This window comes from Arthrobacter sp. ISL-28, assembly GCF_018613875.1.
Taxonomy (GTDB): domain Bacteria; phylum Actinomycetota; class Actinomycetes; order Actinomycetales; family Micrococcaceae; genus Arthrobacter.
In genome coordinates this window covers 328,421-342,815 of sequence record NZ_JAGGPJ010000007.1, presented here as the reverse complement: position 1 = coordinate 342,815, position 14,395 = coordinate 328,421, and the positions used below count along the sequence as shown (strand labels likewise).

13 protein-coding genes are annotated in these 14,395 nt (G+C 66.1%); 5 read left to right on the top strand and 8 right to left on the bottom strand.

All coding sequences use genetic code 11. The features are described 5' to 3' along the window. Positions 1 to 38 precede the first annotated feature (38 nt). The gene (locus J7E80_RS06395; RefSeq protein ID WP_215050628.1) at positions 39 to 1,193 is read left to right on the top strand and encodes a pyridoxal phosphate-dependent aminotransferase; all 1,155 of its coding nucleotides are present in this window, start codon (positions 39 to 41) and stop codon (positions 1,191 to 1,193) included. Between the two features lie 26 nt (positions 1,194 to 1,219). Here J7E80_RS06395 and trxA read toward each other — a convergent pair whose 3' ends face one another. Both trxA and J7E80_RS06385 read right to left on the bottom strand, forming a co-directional pair. After that, positions 1,220 to 1,657, bottom strand: coding sequence for a thioredoxin (gene trxA / locus J7E80_RS06390; RefSeq protein WP_215050627.1), 438 nt, complete (start codon positions 1,655 to 1,657; stop codon positions 1,220 to 1,222). A 40-nt stretch (positions 1,658 to 1,697) separates the two neighbouring features. Next, entirely contained in the window at positions 1,698 to 2,183 is a 486-nt protein-coding gene (locus tag J7E80_RS06385) for a nucleoside deaminase (protein ID WP_215050626.1), read from the bottom strand. A 179-nt stretch (positions 2,184 to 2,362) separates the two neighbouring features. On the opposite strand from J7E80_RS06385, the gene J7E80_RS06380 reads away from it, so the two are divergent. After that, a complete protein-coding gene (locus J7E80_RS06380; RefSeq protein ID WP_215050625.1) occupies positions 2,363 to 3,472 on the top strand; it encodes a ScyD/ScyE family protein in 1,110 nt (369 codons plus the stop codon). Between the two features lie 112 nt (positions 3,473 to 3,584). Here J7E80_RS06380 and rbfA read toward each other — a convergent pair whose 3' ends face one another. The 5 genes from rbfA to rimP form a co-directional block, all read right to left on the bottom strand. Then, on the bottom strand, positions 3,585 to 4,094 hold the full coding sequence (rbfA, locus tag J7E80_RS06375) for a 30S ribosome-binding factor RbfA (RefSeq protein ID WP_215050624.1): 510 nt from the start codon (positions 4,092 to 4,094) through the stop codon (positions 3,585 to 3,587). A 245-nt stretch (positions 4,095 to 4,339) separates the two neighbouring features. Next, the gene (gene infB / locus J7E80_RS06370) at positions 4,340 to 7,273 is read right to left on the bottom strand and encodes a translation initiation factor IF-2 (RefSeq protein WP_215050623.1); all 2,934 of its coding nucleotides are present in this window, start codon (positions 7,271 to 7,273) and stop codon (positions 4,340 to 4,342) included. 152 nt (positions 7,274 to 7,425) lie between these two features. Further along, entirely contained in the window at positions 7,426 to 7,758 is a 333-nt protein-coding gene (locus tag J7E80_RS06365) for a YlxR family protein (protein WP_311380773.1), read from the bottom strand. Positions 7,759 to 7,984: 226 nt separating this feature from the next. After that, positions 7,985 to 8,962 (bottom strand): transcription termination factor NusA, encoded by a 978-nt coding sequence (nusA, locus tag J7E80_RS06360; RefSeq protein WP_215050621.1) that lies wholly within the window; start codon positions 8,960 to 8,962, stop codon positions 7,985 to 7,987. Continuing rightward, positions 8,962 to 9,579 carry a ribosome maturation factor RimP gene (gene rimP / locus J7E80_RS06355; RefSeq protein WP_215050620.1) on the bottom strand — a complete coding sequence of 206 codons (618 nt, stop codon included), beginning with the start codon at positions 9,577 to 9,579 and terminating at the stop codon, positions 8,962 to 8,964. The genes nusA and rimP overlap by 1 nt, the downstream gene beginning before the upstream one ends. 153 nt (positions 9,580 to 9,732) lie before the next feature. On the opposite strand from rimP, the gene J7E80_RS06350 reads away from it, so the two are divergent. The 3 genes from J7E80_RS06350 (at position 9,733) to J7E80_RS06340 (ending at position 12,817) form a co-directional block, all read left to right on the top strand. Then, a complete protein-coding gene (locus J7E80_RS06350) occupies positions 9,733 to 10,893 on the top strand; it encodes a DUF4439 domain-containing protein (protein ID WP_215050619.1) in 1,161 nt (386 codons plus the stop codon). Positions 10,894 to 10,943: 50 nt separating this feature from the next. Continuing rightward, a complete protein-coding gene (locus tag J7E80_RS06345; RefSeq protein ID WP_215050618.1) occupies positions 10,944 to 11,699 on the top strand; it encodes a VIT family protein in 756 nt (251 codons plus the stop codon). 77 nt (positions 11,700 to 11,776) lie between these two features. Further along, positions 11,777 to 12,817, top strand: coding sequence for an aminoglycoside phosphotransferase family protein (locus J7E80_RS06340; RefSeq protein ID WP_215050617.1), 1,041 nt, complete (start codon positions 11,777 to 11,779; stop codon positions 12,815 to 12,817). Here the strand turns inward: J7E80_RS06340 and J7E80_RS06335 are convergent. Further along, the gene (locus J7E80_RS06335; RefSeq protein WP_215050616.1) at positions 12,814 to 14,391 is read right to left on the bottom strand and encodes a pyridoxal-dependent decarboxylase; all 1,578 of its coding nucleotides are present in this window, start codon (positions 14,389 to 14,391) and stop codon (positions 12,814 to 12,816) included. The two genes, J7E80_RS06340 and J7E80_RS06335, sit on opposite strands and share 4 nt — an antisense overlap. Positions 14,392 to 14,395: the final 4 nt, after the last annotated feature.

Sequence of the window (14,395 nt, the reverse complement as noted above, 5' to 3'; positions counted from 1 at the left end):
GGTCTGGCCCCCTGCGCTACCGGCGCTAGGATGGCGTCATGCCTGAGCTTGCGCCGCACGTACTCGATGTCCCTGTCAATCAGATACGCGAGATCACAGAGGCGGCCTGGCATGTGCCCGACGCCGTGGTGCTGAGTATCGGTGAGCCAGGGTTCCCACTTCCCCGGCACGTCCTTGACGCCGGAATGGCCTGCCTGGACCGCGACGAGACGAACTACACGCCGAACGCCGGAATCCCTGCCCTTCGGGAGGCTTTGGCCGCCAGGTTCCGGGTGCAGTCCGGCGCCGACATCGGAGCCGACCGGGTGTATGTCGTCGCTGGCGCACAGCAGGGCCTGCACATGGCCATGAGCCTGCTCCTCGCCCCCGGCGATGAGATCCTGATTCCCAATCCCGGCTATCCCACCTTCGCCATGACCAGCAGGCTGCTGCACGCTGTCCCGGTGAGGTATCCCCTCTACCCTGAATACGACTTCCAGCCCCGGATCGAGGATGTCGAAGCCCTGATCACGGACCGGACCCGCGTTCTCATGCTCAACTCGCCGTCGAACCCGCTGGGCGCCGTACTGGCCGAGGACGTGACGCGTCAACTCGTGGAACTGGCCCAGCGGCACGACCTCTGGATCATTTCGGATGAGTGCTATGAGGCCTTCACCTACGATGTCCCCCATGTCAGCCCGGCACGCTTCGACAGCAATGTCCCCGGTGAGGCCAGGGTGTTCACGTCCTTGACGCTGTCCAAGACCTACGGACTGACCGGGCTCCGTATCGGCGGCCTCATCTGTCCGCCCGGACTGGAGCAGCGGATGAACAACGTGATGGAGTCCATCGTCTCCTGCGTGGCCTCGCCGTCGCAGTACGCGGCTCTGGCCGCACTGACTGGCCCCCAGGACTACGTGGTGCAGGCCCGGGACCACTACCGGACCAACCGCGACGCCGCCTCCGCCCTCCTGCGCTCCAAGGGCATCCCGTTCCTCAGCGCGCAGGGGGCGTTTTACCTGTGGGCCGATGTGTCGCATGTGAGCGGAGGTGATGTCCGGTCCTGGGTCCGACGATTCCTCACCGAGTCGGGCGTCTCGTTTGCCCCGGGAACCGCTTTCGGGTCGATTGGCGAGGGCTGGATCCGGATAGCGCTGTGCGCCAGCCAGGCGGACCTTGTGGAGGGCGTGAGCCGGCTCCCCGGGCGGCGGTGATGCCGCCGTCGGCAAACCGGCGTAGCTCAGCCGCTGGTGGCGGCGAGTGCCTGCTCCAGCCAGAATCGAAGCGCGGGAGCGGGTGCCGCTCCGGTTTGCCGGGCTACCACCTTGCCTCCGCTGATGACCAGAAGCGTGGGAATCGACTGCACGGCGAAACGGCGTGATAGTTCCGGGGCACGGTCCACGTCGACTTTGACGAGCTTAATCTGTCCGGCTTTTTCCTGGGCGAGCTTGTCGAGCACGGGGCTGACCGCCCGGCAGGGCCCACACCAGGCGGCCCAGAAATCGATCAGGGCGGGCACGGTTGACTGCTCCGCGATGGTCGCAAAGTCGGCATCACCGGCCGTCACGATCCACGGAAGGACCTGGCGGCAGCTTCCGCAGCGAGGGTGGCCGGCCGCTGCATCGGGAACCCGGTTTGTCTTTCCGCAGCTTGGACACTTAATCAGTTGAGAGCCCACTCCCCCGCCCTTCTTCAGTCATCAGGCTCCGGTGGCCAGATCAGTAGTGGGTGCGTTGGGCATTGTTGCGCCAGGCGGCAAAGGGTGCGTCCGACGTCGGAACGGGCGTATGGCTGACGGGCAGTAGTTCCGGGCGGGTGCCGCCGAAATACTCATAGAACACGGCGTCGTCGAACCCGGCGGCCGCCGCACCGTGCCGGTCGGCGGCAAAGTACACGCAGTCGATGCGTGCCCAGAGCGCAGCTGCCAGGCAGAGCGGACAGGGCTCGCAGCTTGTGTAGAGGACCGCACCGCTGAGGTCGAAATTCCCTGATTCGGCTGCTGCCGTCCGAATGGCCACCACTTCAGCGTGGGCAGTGGGGTCGTTGTCCCGGGTGACGCGGTTGACGCCTTCATGGACTGCCCCGTCCGCGGTAACCACCAGCGCACCGAAGGGCCCGCCCCCGGCGGCCACGTTCCGTTCGGCGAGGGCGACTGCCTCGGTGAGGTACTCCTGGACATCTGCGGCCGTTGGTTGCGCAAGCATGATCCGATCATAGCCAGAACGGCGCGATTTTCGGCGGCCGCGGACGCGGACTTATTCCAGGCCCATCGACAGTCCCGAACCCGCGGGACTAGAATGCGCGCGTCGGGGGAACCCCATAATGCGGGCCAAAATTAACGGTCTCAATGCTCTGGATGATCACCATTGACATTGGAGACAGCATGAAAAAGAAACTCTCAATCCTGGCAGTCCTCGCCGCGACATCCGTGATTCTGTCCTCCGGCACCGCGGTCGCGGCCGCCCCCGTAGCCCCGAAGGTGCTCGCGAAGGGCCTGCTCACTCCGCTGCACGTCAGTGCGGGGTATGACGGTTCAGTTCTCGTCAGCGAAGAATTCGCGGGCCGGCTGGTGCGGATAGCCCGGAACGGTGCCCGTTCGACGGTCTATGAGAACGCTGCCTGGGACGTTGCGGGCTCCGACCGGCAGCGCGGAACCATCTACTTCGCCGTGAGCCAAGGGGCCGGACCCATGGATCCCCGCCCGCTGGCCGGGCGCATCCGAAGCATCGGCGCCGACGGGAAACACCGCACGTTTGGCGATCTGGCTGCCTTGGAGAAAAAGGAAAACGCTGACGGCAAGACCCAGTACGGTTTCCGGAACCTGCCGGCCACCTGCGCGGCCAAGCTACCAAAGGACGTTCCGGTCGCCTACAAGGGTGACGTAGATTCCCATCCCTACGGCATCGAAGTTTCCGGTAGGACGGTGTACGTGGCAGATGCGGGAGCCAACAGCATCGTCTCCGTCGATGTGAAGTCCGGCTCGACAAAAACCGTCGCCGTACTGCCGCCACAGCCGCACCGCATCACAGCCGAACAGGCGGCGGCGCTGAAGATGCCGAGCTGCATTGTCGGCCACACGTATAGGTTCGAGCCGGTTCCTACCGACGTCACCGTCGGTCCTGACGGCTGGCTGTATGTGTCGTTGCTCCCCGGCGGGCCTGAAGATCCCGCCCTCGGCGCCCGCGGTTCCGTCTACAAAGTCAATCCCCACACCGGGAAGGTCAAGCTGTTTGCGGACCACGTGATGTCGCCGACGGGCATTGAGACGGATGACGACGGCAACGTGTACGTGGCTTCCCTTTTCGGGAAGGGTGTGCTCAGGATCTCAGACGACGACGGCAAACAGCGTGTTCTGCTCCCGGCAAAGCTGGCCGCTGACGTGGACCTCAGGGGCGACACCCTCTATGCCACGGTGAATGCCCTGCCTGAACCGATGAAGGCCCCGGACGGGCGCGTTGTCTCAATGGCCCTGACGGGGCACAGGGACGACTGACCTTACACTGGGAGGAATGACCGGCTTCCTGACAGGCAAACAGTCGGAGTAGGCAATAGAAAACGGTGCGGCCGGATCCTGAGGGATCCGGCCGCACCGTTTCTGCAGGCTTTTACTTGCTCTGGTCCTCATCGATGGCGTCGTCACCGCCGAGGACAGTGTCCTCTTCGTCAAAGTCGTCCTCATCGATTTCCACGTCAGCCGGAACGTCGCTCTTGTACGGGTCGGGGTCGCCGGCGTGCCGGGCGTTCTCGGCCAGGGCGGCAACCTCGGCGTCGCGCTTCTTCGCCTCGCGGAGCAGCTCCTCCAGGTTGGAGGCATTCACGGGGATCTGGTCCGCCACGAACTCCAGCGTGGGAGTCAGCCGGACAGTCACGTTCCGGCCCACTTCCTGCCGGAGTACGCCCTTGGCCTTCTCCAGCCCCTTGGCAGCATGCGCCTGAAGAGCCTGGTCACCGAAAACGGTGTAGTAGATGGTGGCGTGCTGCAGGTCATTGGTCACCCGGGCATCGGTAACAGTAATGCCCTCAAGCCGCGGATCCTTAACCTTCCGGCCCAAGGCCTCCGCAACAACAACCTTAATCCGCTGCGCCAACTTGGCAGCGCGTGCCGGATCAGCCATTTCCACTCCTCAATATTTGGATGTACGACGGCGGCCCGGTGGGCTGCGTCGCTGGTTTCAGTTTTCTGCCACGCACGACGGCGAGTCAACGACGGACTCCCGCTGGATTTTTCCGGCGACCTGGGAGTGGCTTGGGGCCTGCCGAAGCTGGGTGGCTGACGTCGTCAGACGTAGGCCACCCAGCGAAGGGGCGGGGCCGCCGGAAAAATTCCAACGGCCCCGCACCTTTGTAACGCTAGGACAAATTAGACGCGCGGCTTCTCGCGCATCTCGAAGGTCTCGATGATGTCGCCTTCGTTGATGTCGTTGTACGAGCCAAGACCGATACCGCACTCGAAGTCCGTGCGGACCTCGGTGGCGTCGTCCTTGAAGCGCTTGAGCGTCTCAACGGTGAGGTTGTCACCGATGATCTTGCCGTCGCGGCTGATGCGTGCCTTCGTATTGCGTCGGATAATGCCCGAGCGAACGATGGAACCGGCGATGTTTCCGAACTTGGAGGAGCGGAACACTTCGCGGACCTCGGCGGTGCCAAGCTGAACCTCTTCGTACTCCGGCTTGAGCATGCCCTTGAGGGCCATTTCAATGTCATCGATTGCTGCGTAGATGACGGAGTAGAAGCGCATGTCCACGCCTTCGCGGTCTGCCAGTTCGGCAACCCGCTCGGCGGGCTTGACGTTGAAGCCGATAATGACGGCGCTGTCGACCGTCGCCAGGTTGACGTCGTTCTGCGTAATCGCACCAACACCGCGGTGGATAACGCGGAGCTGGACACCCTCGCCGACGTCGATCTTGAGCAGCGCGTCTTCGAGGGCTTCCACGGCACCGGACACGTCACCCTTGAGGATGAGGTTGAGGGTGTCGATCTTGCCTTCGGCGACGGCCTGGTCGAAGTCTTCCAGGCTGATGCGCTTGCGGCGCTTGGCCAGGGCGGCGTTGCGGTCGGCTGCTTCACGCTTCTCGGCGATCTGGCGGGCGGTGCGCTCGTCAGCGGTCACAAAGAAGGTGTCGCCGGCGCGCGGCACGTTGGACAGACCCAGCACCTGGACGGGACGGGACGGGCCGGCCTCGGTCAGGGCGCTGCCGTCGTCGTCGAACATCGCACGGACACGGCCGTGGGCCGTACCGGCAACGATCGTGTCACCGACGCGCAGGCTGCCGGACTGGACCAGGACAGTTGCCACGGAACCGCGGCCCTTGTCGAGGTTGGCTTCAATCGCGATACCGCGGGCGTCCTTGTTCGGGTTGGCGCGCATGTCCAGGGCTGCGTCTGCGGTCAGCAGCACAGCCTCGAGCAGCTCGTCGATGTTCAGGTTCTGGCGTGCAGAGACCTCAACGAACATGGTGTCGCCACCGTACTCTTCCGGAACCAGTCCGTATTCGGTCAGCTGCCCGCGGACCTTCTCCGGGTTGGCCCCTTCCTTATCGATCTTGTTCACGGCCACGACAATCGGCACGTTTGCTGCCTGCGCGTGGTTGAGGGCCTCAACGGTCTGCGGCATAACGCCGTCGTCCGCTGCGACCACCAGGATGGCGATGTCCGTGACCTTCGCACCACGGGCACGCATGGCGGTGAACGCCTCGTGGCCCGGGGTATCGATGAAGGTGATCTTGCGGTCTTCGCCTTCGTGGTTGTGCGTGACCTGGTAGGCACCGATGTGCTGCGTGATGCCGCCGTGTTCGCCCGCCATGACGTCGGACTTGCGGATGGCATCGAGCAGGCGGGTCTTACCGTGGTCAACGTGACCCATGACGGTGACTACCGGAGGACGTGCCTCAAGGTCTTCGTCGCCTTCGGCTTCCAGTTCGGCGTCGAAGTCGATGTCGAAGGTGGAGAGCAGCTCGCGCTCCTCGTCCTCCGGGGAAACGACCTGGAGCTTGTAGCCAAGCTCCTCGCCAAGCAGTGCGAAGGTTTCCTCATCCAGCGACTGGGTTGCGGTTGCCATTTCACCAAGGTGGAACAGCACGGTCACCAGTGCGGCGGGGTTTGCCTCGATCTTGTCGGCGAAATCCGTGATGGACGAGCCACGGCGAAGCCGGACTACGGTGTTGCCGTCGCCGCGGGGTACGCTCACGCCACCCAGCGACGGGGCGCTCATCTGCTCGAGCTCTTGGCGCTTTGCACGCTTCGACTTGCGCTGCTTGCCACGGCCTGCACCGCCCTTACCGAAGGCACCCTGGGTACCGCCGCGACCGCGGCCGCCCTTGCCGAAGCCGCCGCCGGCCGGAGCGCCGCCGCCTGCACCGGGAGCGCCACCGGTGCCGGGAGCACCGCCGGGACGTCCCGGACCACGGCCGCCGCCGCCCGGACGTCCGCCGGCGCCAGCCGGTGCAGGACGCTCAGTGCGGTTGGGCATCATGCCCGGAGTCGGACGGTTTCCACCGGCGCCACCCGCGGGACGCGGACCACCCGGAGCACCACCGGTACGCGGAGCACCGGGACGCGCACCAGCGCCGCCGGGAGCACCGGCGGTACGCGGAGCGCCCGGACGGGGACCGCCGGCGCCCGCCGCGGGGCGGGGACCGCCGGGACGGTCGCCGTCAGTGCGGCTGCCACCGGGACGGGGCATGCCCTGCGACGTTGCGAACGGGTTGTTGCCCGGGCGCGGCGGACGCTCTCCATCGCCGCCACGACCGCGAGGCATGCCCTGCGATGTTGCGAACGGGTTGTTGCCGGGGCGGGGACCGCCCGGGCGGGGAGCCGAACCGCCCTGCCGTGCTGCGGGCGTTGCCGGAGCTTCAGCCTTGGGTGCCGGACGCGCTCCGGGCTTGGCGCCCGTCGAGGGAGCAGCGGGGGCTGCAGCAGAGGGAGCTGCGGGTGCTGCTGCAGCGGGAGCAGCCGGGGCTGCAGGCGCGGCCGGAGCTTCAGCCTTGGGCGCCGGAGCTTCAGCCTTGGGTGCCGGAGCGGGCGCCGGGGCCTGGGCCTTCGGGGCCGCCGGACCGGGTGCCGGGGCAGGACGTGATTCTGCCGCCTTGGCGGGAGCCTTGGGGGCGCTTGCGGGTGCTTCTGTCTTCGAACCGGCAGCAGCCGGGAAGGCGTTGCGGAGTTTCCGCACAACGGGGGCCTCAATGGTGGAAGAGGCAGAGCGAACGAATTCGCCCAGTTCCTGCAGTTTGGTTACTGCATCTTTGGAAGTAATACCGAGCTCTTTCGCAAGCTCATGTACGCGGACCTTGGCCACATTTCTCCTGTCTCGGTCCGCACCGAGCCAGGCACGAACCGTCTACTTCTTACTGCGGACCTCCGCCGCGAGTGCAGCTGAAAGGTCCATTGCAGAGCGCAACAAAGTTGTCATCGTTGCGCACTCATCGCTGGGAACTCATCGGGTTTCCATCAGTTTTCTGACCCGCTTTCAGGTTGGACGGTTGTTGCTGCGGCCACCGGGGTGTCCACGGCGTGCGTGCCTGCCTTGATCCAGCGTTCGATCGCGGCGGTTTCGGTTGCGCCCTTGAGGGCCCGTCCGAATGCACGCCGCTTGACCGCCAGGGCAAGGCACGCTTCGCTGGGGTGCAGCCATGCACCCCTGCCAGCCATCCGGCGTCGTTCATCCACTATGACGGCGGGTGACCCGCCGGCGTCGGAGACGAGCCGGAGTAACTCAGACCGTGATCCTTTTTTCCGGCATCCGATGCAGGTACGCTGCGGCTGATTCCCGAGGTGTTGCACTGCTGCCACTTACGAGTATCTTCCTGCCTGTACATATCTGCCTGCCCGGGGGCCGGTTGCTGCCGTTCGGCAGAAACGCGGGCACACACAGGCACACTGATGCCGGCTGTTAGGCACGGTCATGTTCTATTCTAGCCCCCAGGGGCCCCCGGACCGGAACTGCCCGCTGCAATCGCGGACAGTTCCAGATTCCGGTTCACGCGTGGCGGACTGCCGGAGGGCTGTTTTAAGCGCGCGGCGCCGCGGCGTCGGACACGATGTCGATCCGCCATCCGGTCAGCTTCGCCGCCAGGCGGGCGTTCTGGCCTTCCTTGCCGATGGCCAGGGACAGCTGGTAGTCCGGCACCACAACGCGGGCCGAACGGGTGGCTTCATCGGTAATGGTGACAGAATTCACACGCGACGGGGACAGTGCACTGGCGATGAACGTTGCCGGATCCTCGCTGTAGTCAACGATGTCGATCTTTTCGTCGTTCAACTCGGTCATGACGGCCCGGACGCGGGACCCCATTTCGCCGATGCAGGCGCCCTTGGCGTTGATGCCGGGCGTATTGGCCTTCACCGCGATCTTGGTCCGGTGCCCGGCTTCGCGGGCCAGGGCAACAATCTCGACCGAGTGGTCGGCGATTTCCGGTACCTCCAGCTCGAAGAGCTTCCGCACGAGGCCCGGGTGGGAGCGGGACAGCGTGATGGACGGGCCCTTGGTGCCGCGGTGCACGTCAATCACATAGGCGCGGAGGCGGTTGCCGTGGACGTACTTCTCTCCCGGAACCTGTTCGGGCGGCGGCAGCAGTGCCTCGACCGTTCCCAGATTGACCTGGATCATGTGAGGGTTGTTGCCCTGCTGGATCAGTCCGGCCACCAGCTCGCCTTCGCGGCCCTTGAACTCACCGAGGACGTTGTCATCCTCGACGTCGCGAAGGCGCTGCAGGATGATCTGGCGGGCGGTGCTGGCTGCGATGCGGCCGAAGCCTGCAGGGGTGTCCTCGAACTCGCCGATGGGCATGCCGTCGTCGTCGATTTCGGTGGCCCAGATGGTCACGTGGCCGCTCTTGCGGTCCAGTTCAGCGCGGGCCTTCTCGAAGGCGCCCGGGGACTTGTGGTAGGCGACCAGCAGTGCCTGCTCGATCGTGGGAATGAGGAGATCCAGCGGGATTTCGCGCTCACGCTCCAGTAGTCTCAGTGCGCTCATGTCAATATCCATCAGGCCTCCTCAGAAGGTCCATTGTGCTCATTTTCCAGACCGGCCTCGTCGAGGTGGCTGAACTCAATTTCAACTTTTCCGCTGCGGATCTTGTCGAAAGGAAGTCGTACGGGTTCGCCCTGTTTGGGTTTCATCCCTTTTTTCACTGTGATTTCGGGGACCAGGATCACTCCGGAGTCGTCCACCGACTGGATCCTGCCGGTGACGTTGTCGCCCTGAATGACGTTGACGCTCACCATCCGGCCGCGGGCACGGTGCCAGTGCCGGGGCTCCGTCAGCGGGCGCGCCACCCCAGGCGATGACACTTCAAGATCGTAGGGGCGGCTGTCAGTGTTGGGATCGCTGTCCAGAATGTCGGAGAGCTCCTTGGAGATGTCTGCGATGACATCAAGGCTGACCCCGCCGGTTTCCTCCTGCGGCAGGTCCACCACCACGTGGACCACCCGGTTGGAGCCCGCGATGTTGATGGCAACATCCTCCAGGTACAGCCTGTGGGCCTGGACCGCGGGCTCAAGCAAAGCCCGGAGGCGTTCAGCCTCGGGATTGTGGACAGCCGCGGATTCAGCCTTTCCCGCGCCGGTCCGGTCTGATGAAGTCGTGGCTTCTGCATTGCTCACGATGCCGGCCGCCTCCCGATAGATGATGTTGTGACTACTAGCGTAGCGATTTTCCGGGCGCCTTGGTGCACGGAGTTCCCCGCGTCCGTGACAACATGGTCTGTTGTGAAAGAGGACACCAGGGAAAGAGGCCGGCGGGCCAGCCATTTCCGCTTGGCATTGATCGCCTTCAGCGCGCTCCTGGTCCTCAGCCTCGGTTTTGCGTTGATTCCGCCGACAGCCCCGGAGCCTGCCGTTCCGCCATTTTCCGAACAGGCACGGGCCTCTGCCCTTGCCGAAACCATGCGGTTGCGGGCAGCCAGCCGGCAGCTCGCCCAGGACGCTTCAGGCGCGCAGCGACAGCTGTATTCGCGGACTGTGACTTTGCTGACTATCCAGGCCAGGGCGCTGGCCCTTCCGGCAGATGCGGCCGCGGCCAACGCTTCCCCGGCACCTGAGGCAGCTGCCCCGGACGCCGCCGCACCATCCCCCACCGGTTCAGGAACTGCAGCTCCACCGTCCGCCACGACTGCAACAGTGCCTGCCCTCGTGGCCGGCCTGTCGGCCAGCGGCAAGCTGCGCCTCAGCCATGCGGCAACCGCCGACGGCGGGATGGCTCGCCTGCTGTCCTCCGTCGGCACCGGGCAGCTTCTGCAGGCGGTGGCTCTCGCCCAGGCGTCCGGGACACCGGTGCCTGCACTCCCGGCGGCCCCGGCACCGTTGAATAAACCTGCGGTTGCGTGCCCGGATCCATCAGCGGGTGGAGCAGAGCCCTCAGCGGGCGGAGCAGAGCCCTCAGCCGGGCAGACGACCGGCCTGGCAACGGCGAGTGCACCGGCCACCGGCCGGGCATCCGAGACGGCCGCACTCGCAAGGGTAGTCCGTACCGAGTCGGAGACCGTCTACGGTTACCAGGTGGCGCTTACACGGCTCGACGGCCCGGCGGTGCAACAGGCCAGGGACCTGCTGGCCCGGCACGAGGCACTTGTTGGCGAGGCAGAGACGCATAGCCGCTTCAACTGCGCTCCGGTTCCGCCCCGGGAGCCCGGCTATACGCTCAATGCGGCATTCCTGAAAAACCCCGCCCCCGGTCTGGCCAGCCTCGAGGCCGGCACATTGCCGGTCTACGGGGACCTCGTAGCCCTCAGCGAAGGTCCCACCAGAGCGTGGGCCATCGCGTCGCTGTTGGGGGCCGCGCAGCGTTCAATCCTGTGGGGGTCAGACCCCGGCCCCGTCCCGGGCCTCGTGCTTGACACCTCCCGGCTTCCCCCGTTGCCGCCATCATCCTCGCCGGCGGATCCGTCGTCGGCTGCTCCCCCGCCCCAGCATTCTTAATGTCGCGCTCCCCACTGGCAGGGGGACGCCTGTGGTGGTTTGCTGGAATCATGGAGTCAGCGCACGTTGCCGGACCGCCCCCAGAGGGACATCAAGGGGGACATCACGAAAACGAGCCCCATAACAACGACATGGTCCACCGTCTGAACTGGCTTCGCGCCGGAGTCCTTGGCGCTAATGACGGCATCGTGTCAGTGGCCGCAATCGTGGTAGGCGTGGCCGGTGCGACGAGCGAGCACGGCCCCATTCTTGCCGCCGGAGTCGCGGGGCTCGTGGGCGGTGCAGTGTCCATGGCGCTGGGGGAATACGTGTCTGTCAGCAGCCAGAGCGATAGCCAGAAAGCCCTGATCGAAAAGGAGCGCGGGGAACTGAGCGCGCAGCCCGAGGAAGAGCTGCTGGAGCTCACCGCCATCTACCGGAGCAAAGGCCTGAGCGAGGAAACGGCGCAGAATGTGGCGCGGGAGCTCACTGAGCATGATGCCCTGGCCGCGCATCTGTCGGCGGAACTGAATATCGGCGAAGAGGACATTGTCAGCCCGTGGCATGCGGCGTTTGCCTCTGCGATAGCTTTCACACTGGGTGCGGTCCTGCCGATGCTCGCCATCCTGTTGCCGCCTGAAAACATCCGCGTCGCTGTCACCTTCGGAGCCGTCCTGTTGGCGCTGGCCCTGACCGGTGCACTGGGCGCCTGGATTGGCGGCGGGTCCAAAGTCCGGGCCGCTATGCGGGTGGTGGTGGGCGGCGGTCTCGCCCTGGTTGCGACCTTCACCATCGGTAACCTGCTCGGAGCCACCGGGGTCGTCTAGGAGGCCTCCTGTTCGGCTGCTGTGGTGCAGCAGCCGCATGCGAAGGGGACTGCCCCGCGTCAACTACGCTGGAACTGATGAACCAGTCACCAGCCGTTCCCGTACCACCGGATTTGGCACGCCGCTACTCCGGCAACAGTGCCGGCCGGGCCTGGCTGGCTTCACTTCCCGGGCTGGTCCGTGGCCGTCTGGAGCACTGGGACCTCGCACTGGATCTTGAGCCCGGCGCCTTGCCCTGGAGCGGCCACGGCGGACTTGTTGTACCGGTGCTGGCTGCGGGCGTTCCGGCGGTCCTGAAGGTGGCCTTTCCCCATGACGAAGCCCTCGTCGAACGCCATGCGCTGGCCCTGTGGAACGGGCACGGGGCCGTCCGGATGCTGGCGTCCGACGCCGGAACCTGCTCCATGCTGCTGGAGCGCCTTGAGGCCGGCAGGTCGCTTCACACGGTGCCGATGGACACTGCCGCCGAGGTGTGGGGCGGACTCATGCGCGAGCTGAGCCTCATTCCGGACGGCAAGCCGCAATGGCGGGAGTTCGGGCACGTCGCTGCCCGGGCAGAGCAATGGAGCGACGATCTTCCCGCTGAATGGGAGCAGCTCGGAAGACCTTTCCCCCGCTGGCTCCTGGAGGCCGCGCTTGAGGTGTGCCAAACCCGGGGCGCAGTGGGCCGGCGCTCCGGTGCTGATGTGCTGGTCAACACCGATTTCCACTTCCTCAACATCCTCGCCCGGCCGGGCGGATCGGAACAGCCAGTCCACCGGAACTATGCAGCCATCGATCCGCAGCCGATGGTGGGAGAAGCCGAGTTCGCCGTTGCTCCCGTGCTGTGGAACCGGATCACCGATCTCCCTGCGGCCGATCCCGCCGCAGGACTGCTTGACCGGTGCCGCGACTTCAGCCTCGCAGCCGGTCTCGACGATGAAGCCGCACGTCAGTGGAGCCTCGCCCGTGAGGTGGACAACGCCCTGTCCTACGCCTCCAAGCCGGGCCACGGTGGAGACCTGGCCCGGTCCCTCTGGGTTGCCAGCACCCTGGCCGGCCGGACGCTGGACGGGCTTCCGCCCCCGCATGCGCTGCCCGAACCGGGTCAGGCAGCCGGGAACGCCGCGTCTCCCTAGGGCGGCAGCGGTTCGTCCGCCCCGCCGTCATCGAAACGTCCGTCATTGGAACGGCCTTCGTCGGAACGGCCCCCGTCGGAACGACTACTGTCCGCCCTGGACCTGACATGTTCGAGAGCCGCCCTGACGGCGTCGGTTGCCGTGGCGACGTCATCGGCGTCGGTGGTCCAGTTACTGACGGAGATCCGGAGCACCGCCCTCCCGTGCCAGCGGGAACCGGACATCCACACCATTCCGTCGGCGATGAGCTGCGCCGCCACGCCGAGGGTGGTGGCATCGTCGCGGAAGGCGACGGAAACCTGGGTGAAGCCGACGTCGTTGAGCACCTCCACGCCGTCAATCGCCGCAAGATTCTCCGCCAGTTGGGCGGCGGCTGCCGCAAGCCCGCGGATCTGTTGGGCCACGCCATCGCTGCCGAGCGATTTCAGGGCTGCCCAGACCGGCACCCCTCTCGCCCTGCGGGAGAGCTCCGGAACCTTCTGGCTGGGATCAGCCGCACCGTCGGCGGCCTGGATGAGGTAAATCGCGTTGACACCCATGGCGCTCCGCAGGGCCTGCTTGTCCCTGACGACGACGACTCCGCAGTCATAGGGGACGTTCAGGCTCTTGTGGGCGTCAGTGGCCCAGGAGTCGGCCTGTCCAACTCCTGCCGTCAGCCCCGAGAGCTCGGGGACGGTCGCAGCCCAGAGCCCGAAGGCCCCATCCACGTGGACCCAGGCGCCGTGCGCTTTCGACACCGCGACGGCCGCGGCAAAGGGGTCGAAGGCCCCGGAGTGGAGGTTGCCGGCCTGCAGGCACACCAAAACCGGGGCTGGAGCTGAGCCCATCCCTGCTCCGTCCTGGGCTGCTCCCTCCCGAGCGGCTCCGTCCCGGGCTGCTCGGTCCAGGGCGATTCTGTCCAGGGCGATTCTGTCCAGGGCACAGTCCAGCTCAGCGGCGTCGATGCGCCCCTGATCATCGCAGGGCACCACGGTGGGCGTGCCCAGGCCGAGGTAGCGCAGTGCGACATCGACCGTCTCGTGCCGTTCCTCCCCCACCAGGCAGTGGATCCGCGGGGCGCCAAACAGCCCGTCCCGCTCCAGGTCCCAGCCGGCATCCTTCAACAACCGCCACCGCGCGGCGGCCATCCCGGCGAAGTTGGCCATGGTGGCTCCGGTGACGAAGCCGACGTCGGAGTCCTTCGGCAAGCCCAGCAGCTGGAGCAGCCAGTCACCTGCCGCTTCCTCGATGGCGGCGATCGCAGGAGTGGCATAGCGGAGCACGGCGTTTTGGTCCCAGGCACTGACCAGCCAGTCGGCCGCCATGGCAGCGGGCAGGGTGCCACCGATGACCCAGCCGAAAAAGCGGCCCGACGGCATGGCCATGAGGCCGGAGTCGGCATGGTTGGCGAGGTAGTCCACCACGTCCGCCGGTGCCATGCCGGACTGCGGCAACGCCCCGCCAAACGCTGCGGCCAGGTCTTGGGCTGTCTGCCGCGGACCTACCCGGCGGCTTGGCTGGCTATCGAGCCAGCGCGTGGCATGACGGACCGCCGAAGCAAGGGCTTCCTCATACGGCTCCGCACCCGCTGACATAAAA